Origin of the sequence: Peribacillus butanolivorans, from assembly GCF_001273755.1 — a bacterium.
Lineage (GTDB): Bacteria > Bacillota > Bacilli > Bacillales > DSM-1321 > Peribacillus > Peribacillus butanolivorans.
In genome coordinates, this window is record NZ_LGYA01000001.1 from 989,720 (window position 1) to 1,006,332 (window position 16,613).

A 16,613-nucleotide genomic window follows, 5' to 3' on the forward strand; every position below is an offset into this window, starting at 1 on the left:
GGAAGGGTTTTTTATTTCCTAATCCTACCATTCATAAAAAAACAGTTAAACAAGAAAATAAAAATAGAACAATAAATTAGGATGTGATTCTATGTTCAGACGAGGAAGTTATTTATATGTTATCTGGATGGTTTTTGCAGTAGTTGTGTGTTTGCTAACAGCCTGTAGCAGTAAAGGAGACGGAAAAACAGAAAACTTAGCGTTAATTAAGCGCACGAATCCTGAACCGATGGATATCATTAATGGAATGGATGAAAAGGATGAAAAAGGACTCATTTCAAAGATCAAGGAGACAGTAGCCAACGAAGACACAATCTATGATGTAATCGTGGTGAAAAATGGAAAAAAGATTATCGTCGCTTACAAAGTTAAGCACTTGAAACGTTTTCATATGAAAAAAATTGAAAAGAACGTGACTGGAAAGTTGGAAGAAAAGTTTCCAAAGTATGATTTTATCGTTTCGAGCGATTATAAAATTTTTCTGGAATCATTAAGATTGAATGAGTTTCTTAAGGAAAAAGAGGTTCCTGAGAAAAAGGCAATAAAGAAGTTCAAGGAAATTGAAGAACTTCAAAAAGAATTAATATAGAAAGAGAGGTTTCTCAATATGAGCAGCAAGGAGAACACGACCCCCCAACAGGATGCGTATAAAGAGCTTCAAGAGAAGCATGAAATAAAAAGGCCGATCCTGAAGAATTGTATAAAAGCCTTTTTAGTAGGCGGTATTTTCTGTTTAGTAGGACAAGCTATTTCATACTTTTATATTTATTTTTTCAACTTTACGGAACAGACAGCCGGGAGCCCAACGACTGCGACCATGGTGTTTCTCGCACTTTTAATGACTGGCTTCGGATTTTACGACCGCATCGGACAGTTTGGGGGAGCAGGGAGTGCTGTCCCAGTAACGGGATTCGGTAACGCAGTTATTTCAGCAGCAATCGAACACCGGACGGAAGGATTTGTTCTTGGTGTTGGTTCCAATATGTTTAAATTGGCCGGATCGGTGATTCTATTTGGTGTATTTTCAGCCTTTGTCGTGGCGTTGATTAAAACGATTTATCAAATGATTGGGGGCTAACCGGTGTTAAAGGGAAAACAAACATGGACGTTCGCCAATAAACCGGTCATTTTGGAAACAGGGGTAACTGGTGGGCCTTTTGAGGCAAATGGAGAAATCGCCGGAGATTTCGATATCCTGTACAGTGATCTATGGATGGAGCAGGATTCATATGAGAAGGCTCATCGTCATTTGATGGAGAAAGCGGTGGAGCTTGCATTGGAGAAAGGTAAGATAGACAAGGAAAAGGTACAATTTTTCTTGGCGGGTGATTTAATCAATCAGATTACACCCACAAGTTTTGCGGCTAGAACAAATGGTATTCCATACTTCGGTCTGTTTGGTGCCTGCTCTACTTCAATGGAGGGGCTTGCACTATCGGCCTTCATAACCAATTATGGAGGAGCGAACTATGTGTTAACGGGGGCTTCAAGCCATAATGCAGCTGTTGAAAAGCAATTCCGCTATCCGACTGAGTATGGCGGGCAAAAACCACCCACAGCTCAGTGGACGATAACAGGGGCAGGGGTAGCGCTAGTTGCTCCAAATGGTAGCAAGCAGGGGGTATTTCCTCATATTGTTTCAGCCACTATCGGTAAGGTCATTGACATGGGATTGAAAGATCCTTTCAATATGGGAGGAGCAATGGCCCCAGCGGCTGTCGATACGATTTTAGCACATTTCAACGATACGGGTCTGACCCCAGATGATTATGATTTGATCTTTACAGGTGATTTAGGACAAATAGGCAGGGAAACGGCGATGGATCTATTAAAGCAGAAAGGCTGCAAGATCAATCAGGAAAAATTCAAAGATTGCGGTTTGATGATATTTAAAAAGGACCAGCCTGTTATGGCAGGCGGTAGTGGCGCGGGATGTTCAGCAGTGGTTTTATATGGCCATATACTTAATGAAATGATTCAAGGTAAATATAAAAAAATCCTGCTTGTTGCAACAGGAGCATTATTATCACCGCTATCTGTTCAGCAAAAAAATTCAATTCCATGTATTGCCCATGCGGTGGCCATTGAGTATGGGATGAATTCGTGAAAAAGGAGAGATTTGGATGTTAGCAATGTTTTTTTGGGCCTTTGTCATCGGGGGCTTGATTTGTGTAGTCGGCCAGCTTCTTTTCGATGTGGCTAAGCTGACACCAGCACATACGTTAAGCCTGTTCGTTGTAATAGGAGCCGTACTTGGAGGGTTTGAATTATATGAACCGCTTGTTGATTTTGCCGGGGCAGGAGCTACCATACCAATCGTATCGTTTGGGAATTCGCTTGTAGGCGGTGCCATGCTAGAAGCGGATAAACATGGGCTCGTTGGCGTACTTACCGGCATGTTTGAAATCACGAGTTCCGGTATCTCGGCAGCCATCATCTTTGGATTTATCGGTGCCTTAGTCTTTAGACCTAAAGGATAAAGTTTCAGTAGAAATAGGCAGCCTGGACTAGGACATGGCCTATACATATTTGTCCTGACCTACATATGTTATCAGTAAGCTAAGCGAGAGCGAGGTGAATGAGTATGTTTGGTTACGGTGGCTACGGTGGCGGCTACGGCGGATGTTGTGGCGGTGGCGGTTATGGATATGGCGGCTGTTTCAGCGGTGGATCTACGTTCGTTGTAATTGTTGTTTTGTTTATCCTATTAATCATTGTAGGGGCTTCTTTCTGCTAAAAGAAATGGAATAGGCAGAAGAAGCCTATTCCATTTCTTTTTATTTATATTTACATAATCCTTGCACCATTTTTCTGATACTCCCATAGGATAGGTACAGAAAAGGAGGGGCTTAGGCATGGATAATAACTTTTTTAAAAACATAGAAGGTAAAACGGGCGTAAATATGAAAGATGTATTAGAGTTGGCAAACTCTCTACAAGGTGCCAATTTTAAAGATGAATCTACTGTAAGGAGCGTTATTAAACGTGTTTCGAAAATAGCTAATAAACCTGTTACTAAGGAAATGGAGGATAAAATTGTTCACTCCATTGTAGCTGAAGGGAATAAACTGGATTTCGGGACGATTTCTAATATGATAAATAAAAAATAATCAAAAACAGGGGCCTGCGGTAGATGCAGCCCCTGTTTTAATATCTAGTTACAGGTTAACCTTGGGTCAAAACTTTAAGAATCGTGAAGGGTAGGCGGTTCGTCCGCGTCTAGTTTGCAGGACGGAAAGGTAAAGATCCTTTTTCGCCCGGGTTGCTGCTACGTAGAGCAAGCGTCTTTCCTCTTCAAGAGGTTCAAGTTCCCCTTTCCGGTATGATTCAAGCGCAAAGTCATGCGGAATGCTGCCATCGACAGCAGCAAGAACGTAAACAGATTGATATTCAAGCCCTTTGGAACGGTGTATGGTTGTTAGCTGTATGGCATCTTTAAAATGTTTTGACAGCTGTTTAACCTCCTGGACCATGGCTGTCATATGGTCGACATGGTCTAGGAAGGAGGCGACGGTTGGAAAACGGTTTGCAGCCACTTTTAGGTCGCGGATATCATCAGAACCTTTTTCGAGATTGGCTTCATTTCCGCGTTTTTTTACATATTCTTGATACCCTAAATCTTTCTCTATGATTTCTAAAGCTACGAGCGGTGACATACTTTTTATAGAACGGATTTGTGTCGGAATCGTCTTTAATTTCCGTTCCTGAAAAGCATGTCCAGTTTTAACAAAAGCAAATGCATCAATAAAATCACAATCCTGAAGTATCGTCTGTGCCTTTAATTCCTGTAGTATACTTTGCTTTAAAAATAATGAAGAAAGGACATCCGATGCTGCCTTGCTATCCTGAGGAAATAAACTCAAACGCATGAAGGCAAGCATACCTCGAATCACTCGGCGCTGATAAAACGAATCCGCATCTTTTTCAATTACAAAGGGCAGATTGGAAGCTGCTAGTCTTTCAAAAATGGCCCGTGACATTGTATGTGTTCTGTACAAAACCGCAAAGTCACCAGGGTTTGCTCCTTTGGCGATTTTTTCCTGGATATCGGATACAATCATCGTGGCCTCTAATTCCTCATCATGAGGATAAAATAACACAGGAGGATTGCCATGATTATGCTGTGCACGCATCTTTTTTTCCATTCTGTGCTGATTTCGCTTAATCATCCGGTTGGCTGTAGCGACAATTTCATGTGAAGACCGGTAATTTTCGGTTAGTTTTACAACTTGAGAACCGGGGAAATCGTAATTGAAATTTAGAATATACTTCGGATCACTCCCACGGAATGAATAGATGGCTTGATCGTCATCTCCGACGGCACAAACATTTTTTGATTCAGCCGAAAGAAGTTTTATCAGTTCATATTGAACTTTATTTATATCCTGAAACTCATCAACTAAAAAATAGTGAAACCTTTGCTGATACTTTTTTAAAAATTCTGGATGATTTTTAAAAAATATATAACAGCCGACAAGCATATCATCAAAATCGTATTTTCCTGTTTGCTCTTTATATTCTTCATACTTCTTATATAAAAATAGACAGGATTTCTCCCAATCGTCATTCGGTTTGATATCGTCTGGAAAAACCAAAGAGTTTTTCCAAAGACCAATTTGCTGAAGAGCTTGATCATATGCAAATTCCTTATCATCGAGTTCCAATTCCCGACCAGCCTGTTTTAATATTTTTTCTTTCTCCCAATCCCACTTTAATAGTAAATCCCGTTGCCATTTGGTTGGCTCATGGAAAATCAGTATTTTATAAAAGATACTATGGAAGGTACCACTAACGATTTGAGAAACAAGGGAAGGAGTCATATAAGGGTAGCTTAGCAGGCGCTGTTGCATTTCCTTGGCGGATTTCGCCGTAAAGGTTACAAGCATGATACTTTTTGGATTGATCTTTTTTACCGTTAGCATATAAGCAGTCCGAACAGTTAATACCCGAGTTTTTCCGCTGCCGGCTCCCGATAGGACAAGAAGTGGTCCATCAATCGTCATTACTGCTTTTAATTGCTCCGAATCGAGTACTACTCCTCGTGCGGATAATTCTTGAAAGTAAGGGTCTTCTAGTTGTTCTAGGATAGAAGGTCTATCTGTAAAAGGCGGGTTACCTGTAATCGTTCGGCTTTTTAGGTAAGGTTCAGTAATTATTTTCGTTTCAGTAATGGTCCGTGATTTAGGAATCTTAAACCCATTCTGTTCCATATATTCTAATGGTTTATCCTCATTTATTGGTTCCAAATTTGGCACTTCACAGTCTGACCGTGAAGGGTCACTATGATAAAAATAGGGTGTCTCATGGATCCCGATAAATAATTTTAATGGTTTATGACAAATGATACAAGAAAGCTGGTCACGTTTTCCTTTTTCAAAAAGTGTCTGCAGCTCACCAGCTGAAACAGTATGTAAATGTACGATTTCATTGCCAGATTTTGCTTGATTCATATAAATGGATACCTCTAATCTATTAAAAATATCGGCAATATTCATCATACCAGAAGATTAGTAAAATAAGAATGTGAAAATGATGTTTCAATATCATCCCAGATGGTAAGTAAATTAAATAACATTATTTCTATTTATAATGGGGAGGGATAACGATGGGATACATAGCACCTGTAACACAATTTGATTACATTCAATACGCCTACCGGATAGTCAAGGCTGCAGAGAATGTAAGAAATGCGAAAGGAACAGCACCCATTCAACCTATCCGCTCTAATCAAGTTATGGAAGACGAAACGGGACGTTAAAAAAAAATTTACAAAGTTATTACCGAAACCAGGAAATGACAAATGGAACAGGAACTTATAAGATTCAAATGGGGTTGAGGAAGAAAGAAGAACTAACGGCTGAAATAATAGGAAAAGGGGGGGATTTTAACGAAGTGGTGTAAATCTTAAATAAAAACAAAAGAGGACACATAAAGTGTCCTTTTTGTGTTTTTTCTTAAAGAATGTCTATTTCTACAATTAAAGCTAATAACAATTGCAGTAAAAGTTGGATGTTAAGAGCGATTTGTGCATCAGTTGTTGTAATATCGATATCACGGCTGTTTTCAACAATCGTTTTTTGGCGTGTAATTTGTCTAACATTAGAAGATTGAATTAACTCTTGGGTAATTCGCTCAGCATTTTCAGCATCTGCAATAGAAATACTTACGATGACCGCAATTGCTGCTTGTAGAGCCGCTTGTAATGAAAGTGCCGCTTTAACATCTGTAGAAGTAACATTTACATTACAAGAATCTTTAATGTAAATAAGTTCTTCAGAAAGTTGAACTTGAGAATTATCCTGTCTTGCCTCTTGTTCAATCTGGGTGTCGTCGTTGCAGAATCCTGATAGGGGATGATTAGAAGCAGAATCTAGAGCCGACCATGATCTATCAGAGCCTTCGTTTGTATTACAATTACTACGATATACATTTTGGTTCATGTCGTTTTTTCCTCCTTAGGTTTTATTCCCTATTAAAATATGCTTGGATGGTCATTCTGGTTGGACGAATAAATCAATTTATTCGTCTATTTTTTAATACTTAAGCAAATTATTAGTGAGACGGGGATGAAATTATAACGAAGCTGGAACTTTAGGAATGAAATGTAAGTGTTGCTAGGTCTAGTTTTACTTATTTCTCTCCAGCAAGTAAGGTTTCTTTAGATAAATAATGGTGAAGTTATTTATCTTTCGAATCCCTATATTTGGTTTGATAAGAATTTGTTACTGGGTTAACATCATTTTCCGTGATTTTCTTTTCTTGGTTTATGAGAATTTGTGATTGTTCCTGTAAATAGCGGATGGTTTCTTTTAAGTTGTTTTTCTCTTTTTCAGACAAGTCAACTTTATCCTTTTTGAAACCATGTTTTCTCATAGTCCGTGAAACCAGCAGTTCCATTAGTCTTTTTTGAGACTCCTCCAGGTTAAATTCATTGTTACTCATAAAATTTTCCCTCCTTCTTGCTTTCTATATATAGACTATGTATATTTGCGAAGATTGCCATTGAACGGAAATGGTTTTTTTAAAAGATTTAAAAATAAAACACATGAAAACAAAAAAAACGCTGCCCATCCAGAAAAATGGATGGACAGCGTTTTGTATTATTAAATGTTTTTCTTCATCGTTTTATGGGGTATGCCAGCGTCCATAAATTCGTCGGAAACAATCTGATAACCTAGTTTCGAATAAAAAGGAATCGCGTGTAGCTGAGCATCAAGCTTTAATTGAGGAATTTTATTTTGTTCGGCAAATTCCTCAATAGCACTCATAATCATAGCACCAGCCCCATTTTTTCGCGTTGTTGAAAGTACACATATGCGCTGGACCTTACCAACGCCGTCAATGACCCTGAATCGACCTGCCCCAACCGGCTGTTCTTGTTCATTATATAAAACGAAGTGAGTGGAGTCTTCTTCGTATTGATCAATCTCTTCTTCAATTGGGACATTTTGTTCATCGACGAATACTTTTTTTCTAATCATATAAGCATACTCACGCTCTTGGGTGTTCTCGGCAATTTTTACAAACACGAAATTATTCAGCCCCTAATCTAAATGTTTCATATACAGTCCATGCACCATCTTCAAGCTGGTACAATAAGTGGATTCGCTTTACTTCTTCTTCATGGCTAACATCTAGCATACTAAGTTGTCCTAAAACATCAGAGTGCTCATTATCGGATAAATCCTGAGCAATCGTAATATGCGGAACAAAGGCATGTTCACTTTCACTTTTGCAAAATTTCTCATCGTGAAGTGCTACATGCAGCTCTTGAAGTTCCTCAGATAATTCGACTTTAAAATAAATTGTATTGCTCACGGGTTGGAAAGACTTCGCTTTCGTTACATTTAACTTAAAAGGCTGGAATTTTTTTGCAATGTCTTTTAATCGTTCTGCAACTGTAGAAATTTCCATATCCGTAGCTTCAAACGTTTGTTTAAGCGTAATATGTGGTGGAATGAAAGCGTACTTCGTATCATAACGTTTTCGATAGGAGTTAGCTAAATCTTGAAGTTTTTTTGAAGGGAAAATTGCAACACCATATTTCATAATTGAAACCTCCTGAAATTTTTAATAGTTGTAATATTGTATTTGGATATGTTTTATAGAAACCTTTCTTAAAAGAAGGGTTTCTAGTCTAGTTAGAACATTTCCAATAGTGCTCTTTTTAAATCTGCCTGCCAATATTTCCAGGTGTGATTACCTTCAAATTCTTCATAGAAGCAAGGAAATCCTTTTTGGTTTAATAATTTATGCAGTTCCCGGTTAGGTTCTATAAAGTTTGCACGATTTCCATCTGTCGTGGGAACATCGGTTTCCTCGGTCCCAATTACATGATAAAGTTCTAGGAGATGCGGGTTCTCAAAATTACGGACAGCATCCAATACTGCTTCATTTGCTAGCGGAGACTGCATGATGCACTTCCCAAATGTATGAGGATATTGAAGAGCAGCCAATAAAGAAACAGTGCCACCAAGAGAGTCACCGATTAAAGCACGACCATGCCCCATTTGATAGGTTGGAAATTCATCATCTAAAAACGGAACAAGTTCATGGGCGAGAAAACGTATGTATTCAACGTGCTGTTCCCCATCTGGATGATATTTACGCCTGCGGTCAAATCGATCTTTATAAGGAATACCGACGACGATGATATTCTCAATTTCATCGTTCCCTAATAGTTCATCGGCTACGCGACCAATCCGTCCCATCTGAAAGTAATCACGGCCATCCTGAGCAATGACAAGCGAATATTTATATAGTGGAGAAAAATTAGCAGGCAAGTAAACAAGTAGCTCCAATTCTTCTGCTAAAGCTTCACTTTTAAACATGTACTCTTTTATTGTGCCTTTGCGTAAACTCATTCTTCCGCACCTCTATAATTAATAATGAAAAACCACTTACTTGGCTATTTTATCACAGCTTCGTATCTTTTTCTCGTGACAAGAATTTCAAATAGAAAAATTTCATTATATTTTCTAAAAATTTAAAATATAAAATGCTATAATGATAGGATATAGAAAAATATTACAAAAAAAGAGGTGGCAGAGAAATGACAGATGTACACGTACACAGCAGGGAAGTAACAAGAGCGGCAAAGCAAACATTAATAGAACGTGGTGTCAGTGTGGAAGCCATTGCAGAAATTGTTTATGAATTGCAGTTCCCTTACAAAGCTGATTTGAAATTGAAGGAATGCATTCGCAGCGTAGAGCGCGTTCTTTTAAAAAGGGAAATTCAACATGCTATTTTAGTCGGTGTGGAGCTTGATAAACTTGCTGAGCAAAAGAAGTTATCAGAACCACTGCAATCAATTGTTGAATCGGATGAAGGCTTGTTCGGAGTGGATGAAACCATTGCCTTTGGTGCAGTTCTAGGCTACGGAAGCATTGCTGTAACAACCTTTGGACATTTAGATAAAAATAAAATAGGTGTCATTCAAGAACTGGATAAGAAGCAAGAAGGAGTCGTTCATACATTCCTGGATGATATCGTTGCAAGTATTGCTGCGAGTGCCGCTTCAAGATTAGCACATCGTCTAAGAGATGAAGAAGAATCATTAACTGAGAAAGAAAAGGACATTCAGGAAGAGGAAGAATTAATCGGTTAAATTTTTACAAAATAATACCATATTTTTCATCCGGATCTATCATACCTAGGTTTAATAAGGCGGGCAGAAAGAATATTGTTCATTTTAAATGTTCGTTTTGTCTGCCTTAGAAAACAATAGGCACGAATATGTCCTGGATTTATTTCAAGCACCTGAATTTTCCGCTGGGTAATCTTCCCTTGTTCGGAGAGATAAATAATCTCTAAGGGAATATTCCCCTCCAAATGTTTACGAAGAATATATTTCATTTTTTATCACTCCTTAGCATACTTTTATTATATACGAACGTATGTTTTTTATGCAAATAAAAAAAGAACACTAGTTCGTATTTTTTAACAGAGAAATTCCTTAAAAGATAAACATAAAATTTTTTTAAAATAATTCGTTGACTTTTTATTAAAAAAACTTATAATAAATTATGTACTTAAGTAATAGAACAAGCTAATTAATACATACGACTTGTTAGCTCAGTGGGAGAGCACTTCCTTGACAGGGAAGGGGTCGTGGGTTCGAATCCCTCACAGGTCATCCGAACGGCGGAAGCATTGTTAAGCAATGTTTTTGCCGTTTTTTATTTTATCAATTTATTATACAAAGAAGATCGTTACGTATAAACCTTACCCTCGAATATCTTGTTCGGGGGTTTTCTATGTCCATAGAATAGAATGGAACAGTGTCGATAATAGATATTTCATAGATGAAATTGTAAATTTCTGTAGGGGGAAATGCTAGTTTCGCAGAAAAAATCATGAAAGACTAAAAATTCAATTGCAAGGAAAATATTGAATTAAATGGTAAAATAACTATGAGAACAGAGTAGCAAAAATAGATACTTTCATTGTTATATTAAAAGATTAGCTGGTAGCAGGAAAGGGCAATATATGTGGAAGGATAGTAAAGTGAAGGGGAACCATGTATTTTAATAAAGAAGGAGAGATTTACATGCGATTAGTAGGAAAGAAAATTATCAGTCTTGTGCACCATGATTTTGAAGATTTAGAGCTCTGGTATCCAATCTTGCGTTTAAAAGAAGAGGGAGCGATTGTTCACCTCGCTGGAGAAAAGGCAAATGAAACGTATATTGGAAAATATGGTGTGCCTGCTGTATCAGATTTTGCATATAGTAGTATTAAAGCGGATGAATATGATGCCATCCTTGTCCCAGGAGGTTGGGCCCCTGATAAAATTCGTCGTTTTCCTGAAGTGATTACACTTATCCAGAGCATGGAAGAAAGTAAAAAGCCAATCGGACAAATCTGTCATGCAGGATGGGTCTTAATCTCTGCTAAAATTTTGCAGGGGAAGAATGTTACGAGTACACCTGGTATTAGAGATGATATGGAGAATGCGGGGGCAACATGGATAGATAAGGCTGTTGTAGTAGACGGACATCTTGTATCCAGCAGACGCCCTCCAGATCTTCCAGATTATTTAAGAGAATTGATAAAAGTAATTGAAAAACGCTAAAATATAATATGACAAAAAAAGTGGTTTTTCCTCCTGGAGAAATCACTTTTTTATCAATGAATTTCTGATTAAAAAATATTTTTAGAAAATATAATAAAGAACGAACTCAGAATGTTAGTAATTATGGTCTCAAAATTGTAACTGCTTATACAGTAAAATTCAGGATCCAGTAAACAAAGTGTTGTGAAGTGTTATTGAGATGTTTGAAGGTAAGGTAAAAATCAGAAGAGGATAAAAAGTATTCGTACCAACTAGCAATTCTTTATTAAAAGAAATAAGTCAAAACTCTAGGAGCGGGTGTCGTTATCGACACCGGCTTCTTTTCAATATGGGGAAAGACTATGGATATGTTTACTTAGTATTGATCGAGACTATTTTTCGAATAATAGTAACAAAATACTATTTGCGCGGGGGTAAGGTTTGAAAAATATTCGAGAAATTTTCATTGACGATTTAAAAAGTATTTATAGGAATTTGTTTGTCTGTATCGTTGTTATTTTTCTAATGTTTATCCCGTCTATTTATGCTTGGTTTAACATTGTTGCTTCTTGGGACCCTTATGCCAATACGGAAGGCATCCTTGTCGGTGTTTCCAATAATGATAAAGGTACAGAGTTAAATGGTGAAGCCGTGAACTTAGGCAATGAAGTTATAGAGGGGCTAAAGGGGAATTCAGATTTAGGCTGGAGATTCACAACAGAAAAAGATGCCATTGCAAAGGTGAAAAAGGGAGATTATTACGCATCTATCATCATTCCAGCTGATTTTTCAGAACATATTGCGACCATCATGACAGATGATCCCATTAAAGCGGAGATTGATTACTATGTTAATGAAAAAATCAATTCCATTGCTCCTAAAATGACTGCAGCAGGGGCTAATAGTATTGTGGACAATGTGAGCAAAAGCTTTATTAAAACAGCTAGCGGGAGTATCCTTTCAATCTTTAATGAACTGGGAATCACATTGCAAAATGAGTTACCGACCATTCAAAAAATGAAGAATATGGTGTATTTATTAGAGGAGAAACTTCCTGAGCTTGAGCAAAATATCAAAACGGTCCAAACACATGTAAAAAGGGCTGAAGACATCATTAAGATGGTTAATGATGGTCTGGATTCAATTGAAGGAATAACTTCACAAAAAGACAAATTAGTGTCAGACGTTTCTAGTTATGTAGATTCAACAAGGCAGGCATTCGAGGGGATCAATCCACTATTAGTAAATGATCTTGCAAATGTAAGAAGCGATAATGAATCTATTTTAGTGCTGGCAAACCGGTTAACGAATCAGGAGTTGCCTAGCAATGAGGTGGATCAGATAGTTGAACAAGGGATAACGAGGATAAAAAAAGAGTTGTACCTGTTGGACAGTATGTATAATTTATTAGTGAGAGTCAATCAATTTAGTGAGAATAACTGGCTTCAACCAGAAATAAAGCTAATGGATAATCTGCGGGATAATGCTTCGAATCAACTTCAAGCGCTGAATAACCGTTCCTTTGGCTCACTTATAGATCTTGGTGAGAACAATGATAAAGTCTTGGCAAGCTTCCAGGATAACTATTCAAAGGAAACAGGACCAAAATTCAATGAAATTTGGAATGAAACGGATTCCATATTGAAAAAAGTTCAGCTCACAATGGAAGAGGGTAGCCAGGTTCTTCCTGAAGTAAGGACACTGTTAAATGAGACCAATCGAACGTTGGAAACTCGCACAGGTGAAATCGATAAGTTACAGAATAAGTTTCCAGAAATCGAAACGAAAATAAAGGCTCTAGCGGCTAAAATGAGAGAAATCGATAAGTCTTATAACATGGAAGAAGTGATTGCTTTCTTAAAAAATGACATCGAGCAAGAAAGCGACTTCTTTTCAGAACCAGTGCTACTCAATAAACACAGTTTATTTCCGATTCCAAACTATGGATCAGCCATGTCCCCATTCTTCACCGCACTTTCACTTTGGGTGGGTGGCACAATATTAATTTCCATGCTAAGCGTGGATGTTTCTCATAAAGTTTACAGCCCGTATCAAATATATATTGGGCGGTACCTAATATTCTTCATCATTGGGTTAATGCAGGCACTCAGTGTTTCTATAGGCAATATTATCCTAATTGATGTATATGTAGCTGATAAATTTGAGTACATCGTGTTTTCTGTCTTGATTAGTACAGTATTTACACTCATTGTCTACACCTTTGTTTCAGTTCTTGGAAATGTGGGAAAGGGAATAAGTGTTGTCTTAATGGTCCTCCAAATATCAAGTTCAGGCGGGACCTTCCCTATTCAAGTGACACCACTATTTTTTCAACATATCAATCCCTTCTTGCCATTCACCTATGCAGTTGGTTTACTTCGTGAATCGGTTGGGGGAATAACCTGGAGTGTTGCTGGCAAGGATATTTTTGTCTTATTTCTCTTTTTAATAATCACTCTCATCTTAGGTATCGTTCTGAAGAAACCATTGCATGCTAGAACGCAAAAAATGAAGGATAAATTATATGGAAGCAGAATTTTTTAAAATAGAAACGAGAATATATGTATGTCTCCAGTTCGTCAAATAGGTAGGGTAGTCTTTGGAGTCTGTCAAGTATGTTTGCGCTAGAAATTGGTCCAACTACTTTTCTTAAATGTGAAAGGTTGGCGCGTTTACAAAAATCATCATTGAAGAATAGTCTGGATCCTTTTTTATTAAGGGTCTCAGGCTATTTGTCTATTTATGGGTTGGAACTAGAATAATGTTTCTTACGAAATTAAGTAGTATTGCTTTATTTATACAATAAAAAGAGTTGATTGAAAAATACCGATAAATTAGAATTTTTGCATTTTTATAGTTGACAAAAACCATTGGATTAATCATTATTAAGAAATAATGTTTAGTAAATCAATGCGATTTAAAAGTGGGGTGACTTTATGTATTTAACAATAGATGGAATTGAAAAAAGTTTTTTGAATGAAAAGAAAGAAAGCATAAAGGTGCTCGATGAGATTAACATAGAGGTCGAGAAAGGAAGCTTCGTTTCGATTGTTGGGCCATCAGGCTGCGGTAAATCGACACTCCTGTATCTAATTGCTGGTCTGGATAAGGCTGATAAAGGGGAGATCCGTGTAGCTGGAAAAAAGGTGATGAAGCCAGGACCGGAACGAGTCGTAGTGTTTCAAGAGGCAGGGTTATTTCCTTGGTTAACGGTACTTGAAAATGTTACATACGGATTGAAGTTAAAGAAAATGCCCAAAGAAGAGGCGAAATCGAAGGCATTAGACATTTTAAAAATGGTTCACCTCAGTCGCTATGTGGATTCCTATCCACATCAGCTCTCAGGGGGCATGAAACAGAGGGTAGCCATTGCAAGAGCGCTGGTTATGGAACCGGATATTCTGTTGATGGATGAGCCATTTTCTGCGCTTGATGAGCAAACGAGGATGGTCTTGCATAAAGAGCTGCTCGAAATCTGGAGAAAAACAAAAGTGACAATCTTTTTTGTTACCCATAATATTCGTGAGGCTGTTCAGCTTTCTGAAAAAATTATCGTCTTTGCAACCCGTCCCGGGAAAATTAAAGAGACGATTTCCGTCCCATCCATGAAAGATGGAGTTATGCCAGATAGTGTAACTTTGAACACTGAACAAAGGGTTCTATCGATCTTGCAGGAGGAAATTGAAAAAGTGTTGAAGGAGGAAATGGGGAATGATTACAGCTTTAAGACGAATCATATTCATCGCGATGATAGCGGGGATATGGGAAGTCACATCTAGACTTTCCAGTCTTCCAGATTTCATGTTTCCGAGCCTGACTCAAGTGTTGGAAACTCTGTTTAATGGACTAGTAAGCGGACAAATAACCGATGCTATCGGAAAAAGCCTTGGCCGTATCCTGATCGGCTTTACGATTGCCATTATAATAGGTCTAATATTAGGATATTTCATTTGGCGCTTTAAACTGGTTGAAGATACGCTTGGATTCGTCGTGACGGCTTTACAGTCCATACCGAGTATCGTTTGGTTCCCTTTAGCAATAATTTGGTTTGGATTGAATGATTTTTCGATTCTCTTTATCGTCACTATCGGCGCAACTTGGACGATGACCGTTAATGCAACCAGTGGATTCCGGAATGTGCCCCAGCTGTATCAACGGGTTGCCAAAACATATGGATCGACCGGATTTCATTTTCTACGTACCGTGATTTTACCAGCATCTGTTCCACAAATAATATCCGGGCTGCGAATTGCATGGGCATTTTCTTGGCGTGCATTGATGGCAGGTGAATTACTTGGCGGAGGCGGCGGTCTTGGACAATTGCTAGAAATGGGTAGATCGCTCGGACAAATGGATTTGGTCATCTCCGTAATGATCATTATCGCAATTATCGGAACAATCGTGGATAATGTTGTCTTCTCACGTCTAGAACGAAATGTTCAACTGAAATGGGGAGTAAATCAACGGTAGTTTAATAAGATTATAGTTTAAAAGGAGAGGGAAATATGCTGAGAAAATCATTTTTTGCCCTTATTATGTCTGTATTGTTAATCGGAATAGTAAGCGGATGCACACAACCCACAAGTAAAGAAGAGGGAAAAGGCACTGGGAAACAAACTGTGAAAATTGGATATTTTCCTAACTTAACTCACAGTGCAACGATCATTGCACTTGAAAAAGGCTTTTTTGAAGAAGAGTTCGGTGAAGATGTTAAGATTGAAACCAAAACAGTGGCTAATGGTGGTCTATTTATGGAAGCAATGGCTACAAACGCTATTGATGTCGGAACAGTTGGGCCTGGTCCATTACTCAACTTTTACGTTAAAAACCCGGAATACCACCTGATTTCTGGAGCTGTTAATGGCGGGGCCGTTCTTGTGTCTAGTGAGGGCAGCAAGGTAACGGATTTAAAAGATTTAGACGGTAAAAAAGTAGCGATTCCTGTTATAGGGAGCACACAGGATGTCATGCTTAGAAAAGCGCTTCAAGACGTTGACTTAAAACCGACTACTAACGGAGGAACAGTTGAGTTATATGCGGCAGCACCCGCTGACACAACAGCACTTTTTGTCCAAAAATCAGTCGATGCTGCAGCTACCCAGGAACCATGGGGATATGTATTGGAAAACCAGGCAAAGGGAAAGTTAGTGCTTGACTGGGATCAGTTTGCATGGGGAAAAGATTCACCAAACACGGTAGTGGCTGCAAGTCAGAAGTTCTTGGATAAAAAGGGGCTCGCCGCATCTTATTTGAAAGCTCACAAAAAAGCAGTGGATTTTATCCAAAACAATCCTGAAGAAAGCCAAGAATTAGTTATTAAGCATTTAAAGAAACTAACTGGAAAAGAATTAAGCAAAGAAGAAGTTACCTCTGCGTTTTCACGCTTAGAAGTAACAACGGAAGTTAATGAACAAGTTATTCAGGAAATGGCTGATATAAGCAAAGAAGCGGGATATGTTCCTAGCAGTGATATTAAGGGTATGATTGACTTATCTATTCTTAAAGAAGTATCCAAGTAATAAATGTAAAAAAACGCCTCAGCCGATTTTTGGCCTTG

At 38.1% G+C, this 16,613-nt stretch carries 20 protein-coding genes and 1 tRNA gene; 14 read left to right on the forward strand and 7 right to left on the reverse strand.

All coding sequences use genetic code 11. The annotated features are described in order from the left end of the window. Positions 1-91: 91 nt before the first annotated feature. The 6 genes from AKG34_RS04735 (at position 92) to AKG34_RS04755 (ending at position 3,110) form a co-directional block, all read left to right on the forward strand. A complete protein-coding gene (locus AKG34_RS04735) occupies positions 92-589 on the forward strand; it encodes a YhcN/YlaJ family sporulation lipoprotein (protein WP_053345018.1) in 498 nt (165 codons plus the stop codon). Positions 590-607: 18 nt separating this feature from the next. Then, positions 608-1,078: a stage V sporulation protein AC gene (gene spoVAC / locus AKG34_RS04740; protein WP_053345019.1), complete on the forward strand. Its 471-nt coding sequence runs from the start codon at positions 608-610 to the stop codon at positions 1,076-1,078. A gap of 3 nt (positions 1,079-1,081) precedes the next feature. Next, complete coding sequence (gene spoVAD / locus AKG34_RS04745) at positions 1,082-2,107, forward strand: stage V sporulation protein AD (protein WP_053345020.1); 1,026 nt, start codon at positions 1,082-1,084, stop codon at positions 2,105-2,107. Between the two features lie 16 nt (positions 2,108-2,123). Further along, positions 2,124-2,480, forward strand: coding sequence for a stage V sporulation protein AE (gene spoVAE / locus AKG34_RS04750; protein WP_053345021.1), 357 nt, complete (start codon positions 2,124-2,126; stop codon positions 2,478-2,480). A 104-nt stretch (positions 2,481-2,584) separates the two neighbouring features. Further along, on the forward strand, positions 2,585-2,737 hold the full coding sequence (locus tag AKG34_RS26550; protein WP_083450676.1) for a YjcZ family sporulation protein: 153 nt from the start codon (positions 2,585-2,587) through the stop codon (positions 2,735-2,737). Positions 2,738-2,855: 118 nt separating this feature from the next. After that, on the forward strand, positions 2,856-3,110 hold the full coding sequence (locus AKG34_RS04755) for a sporulation-specific transcription regulator SpoVIF (protein WP_053345022.1): 255 nt from the start codon (positions 2,856-2,858) through the stop codon (positions 3,108-3,110). 66 nt (positions 3,111-3,176) lie between these two features. On the opposite strand, the gene AKG34_RS04760 is transcribed toward AKG34_RS04755, so the two are convergent. Further along, positions 3,177-5,450, reverse strand: coding sequence for an ATP-dependent helicase (locus AKG34_RS04760; protein ID WP_053345023.1), 2,274 nt, complete (start codon positions 5,448-5,450; stop codon positions 3,177-3,179). A 155-nt stretch (positions 5,451-5,605) separates the two neighbouring features. Between AKG34_RS04760 and AKG34_RS27850 the strand changes: the two genes are divergently transcribed. Beyond that, on the forward strand, positions 5,606-5,758 hold the full coding sequence (locus AKG34_RS27850; RefSeq protein WP_161804900.1) for a hypothetical protein: 153 nt from the start codon (positions 5,606-5,608) through the stop codon (positions 5,756-5,758). A 196-nt stretch (positions 5,759-5,954) separates the two neighbouring features. Here AKG34_RS27850 and AKG34_RS04765 read toward each other — a convergent pair whose 3' ends face one another. From AKG34_RS04765 to AKG34_RS04785, 5 genes are all read right to left on the reverse strand, one after another. Beyond that, positions 5,955-6,440, reverse strand: a complete 486-nt coding sequence (locus AKG34_RS04765) for a spore coat protein (RefSeq protein WP_053345024.1) — start codon at positions 6,438-6,440, stop codon at positions 5,955-5,957. A 238-nt stretch (positions 6,441-6,678) separates the two neighbouring features. Continuing rightward, positions 6,679-6,942 carry a hypothetical protein gene (locus AKG34_RS04770; RefSeq protein WP_053345025.1) on the reverse strand — a complete coding sequence of 88 codons (264 nt, stop codon included), beginning with the start codon at positions 6,940-6,942 and terminating at the stop codon, positions 6,679-6,681. A gap of 161 nt (positions 6,943-7,103) precedes the next feature. Continuing rightward, entirely contained in the window at positions 7,104-7,529 is a 426-nt protein-coding gene (locus tag AKG34_RS04775; protein ID WP_053345026.1) for a GNAT family N-acetyltransferase, read from the reverse strand. A gap of 4 nt (positions 7,530-7,533) precedes the next feature. Then, a complete protein-coding gene (locus AKG34_RS04780; RefSeq protein ID WP_053345027.1) occupies positions 7,534-8,049 on the reverse strand; it encodes a YjcG family protein in 516 nt (171 codons plus the stop codon). Between the two features lie 92 nt (positions 8,050-8,141). Continuing rightward, positions 8,142-8,864, reverse strand: a complete 723-nt coding sequence (locus tag AKG34_RS04785; RefSeq protein ID WP_053345028.1) for an alpha/beta hydrolase — start codon at positions 8,862-8,864, stop codon at positions 8,142-8,144. A 188-nt stretch (positions 8,865-9,052) separates the two neighbouring features. Between AKG34_RS04785 and AKG34_RS04790 the strand changes: the two genes are divergently transcribed. Then, positions 9,053-9,610, forward strand: coding sequence for a phosphatidylglycerophosphatase A family protein (locus AKG34_RS04790; RefSeq protein WP_053345029.1), 558 nt, complete (start codon positions 9,053-9,055; stop codon positions 9,608-9,610). A 26-nt stretch (positions 9,611-9,636) separates the two neighbouring features. On the opposite strand, the gene AKG34_RS04795 is transcribed toward AKG34_RS04790, so the two are convergent. Then, on the reverse strand, positions 9,637-9,858 hold the full coding sequence (locus AKG34_RS04795) for a hypothetical protein (protein WP_053345030.1): 222 nt from the start codon (positions 9,856-9,858) through the stop codon (positions 9,637-9,639). Between the two features lie 208 nt (positions 9,859-10,066). Here AKG34_RS04795 and AKG34_RS04800 point away from each other — a divergent pair. From AKG34_RS04800 to AKG34_RS04825, 6 genes are all read left to right on the forward strand, one after another. Beyond that, a tRNA-Val gene (locus AKG34_RS04800) sits at positions 10,067-10,138 on the forward strand. Positions 10,139-10,552: 414 nt separating this feature from the next. Beyond that, positions 10,553-11,077 (forward strand): type 1 glutamine amidotransferase domain-containing protein, encoded by a 525-nt coding sequence (locus AKG34_RS04805; RefSeq protein ID WP_053345031.1) that lies wholly within the window; start codon positions 10,553-10,555, stop codon positions 11,075-11,077. A gap of 420 nt (positions 11,078-11,497) precedes the next feature. Then, positions 11,498-13,600 (forward strand): YhgE/Pip domain-containing protein, encoded by a 2,103-nt coding sequence (locus tag AKG34_RS04810; protein ID WP_053345032.1) that lies wholly within the window; start codon positions 11,498-11,500, stop codon positions 13,598-13,600. Between the two features lie 392 nt (positions 13,601-13,992). After that, positions 13,993-14,835 (forward strand): ABC transporter ATP-binding protein, encoded by an 843-nt coding sequence (locus tag AKG34_RS04815; protein WP_053345033.1) that lies wholly within the window; start codon positions 13,993-13,995, stop codon positions 14,833-14,835. Next, positions 14,768-15,526: an ABC transporter permease gene (locus tag AKG34_RS04820; RefSeq protein WP_053345034.1), complete on the forward strand. Its 759-nt coding sequence runs from the start codon at positions 14,768-14,770 to the stop codon at positions 15,524-15,526. Before AKG34_RS04815 ends, AKG34_RS04820 begins: the two co-directional genes overlap by 68 nt. Positions 15,527-15,561: 35 nt before the next feature. Next, a complete protein-coding gene (locus AKG34_RS04825) occupies positions 15,562-16,575 on the forward strand; it encodes an aliphatic sulfonate ABC transporter substrate-binding protein (RefSeq protein ID WP_053345035.1) in 1,014 nt (337 codons plus the stop codon). Positions 16,576-16,613 lie beyond the last annotated feature (38 nt).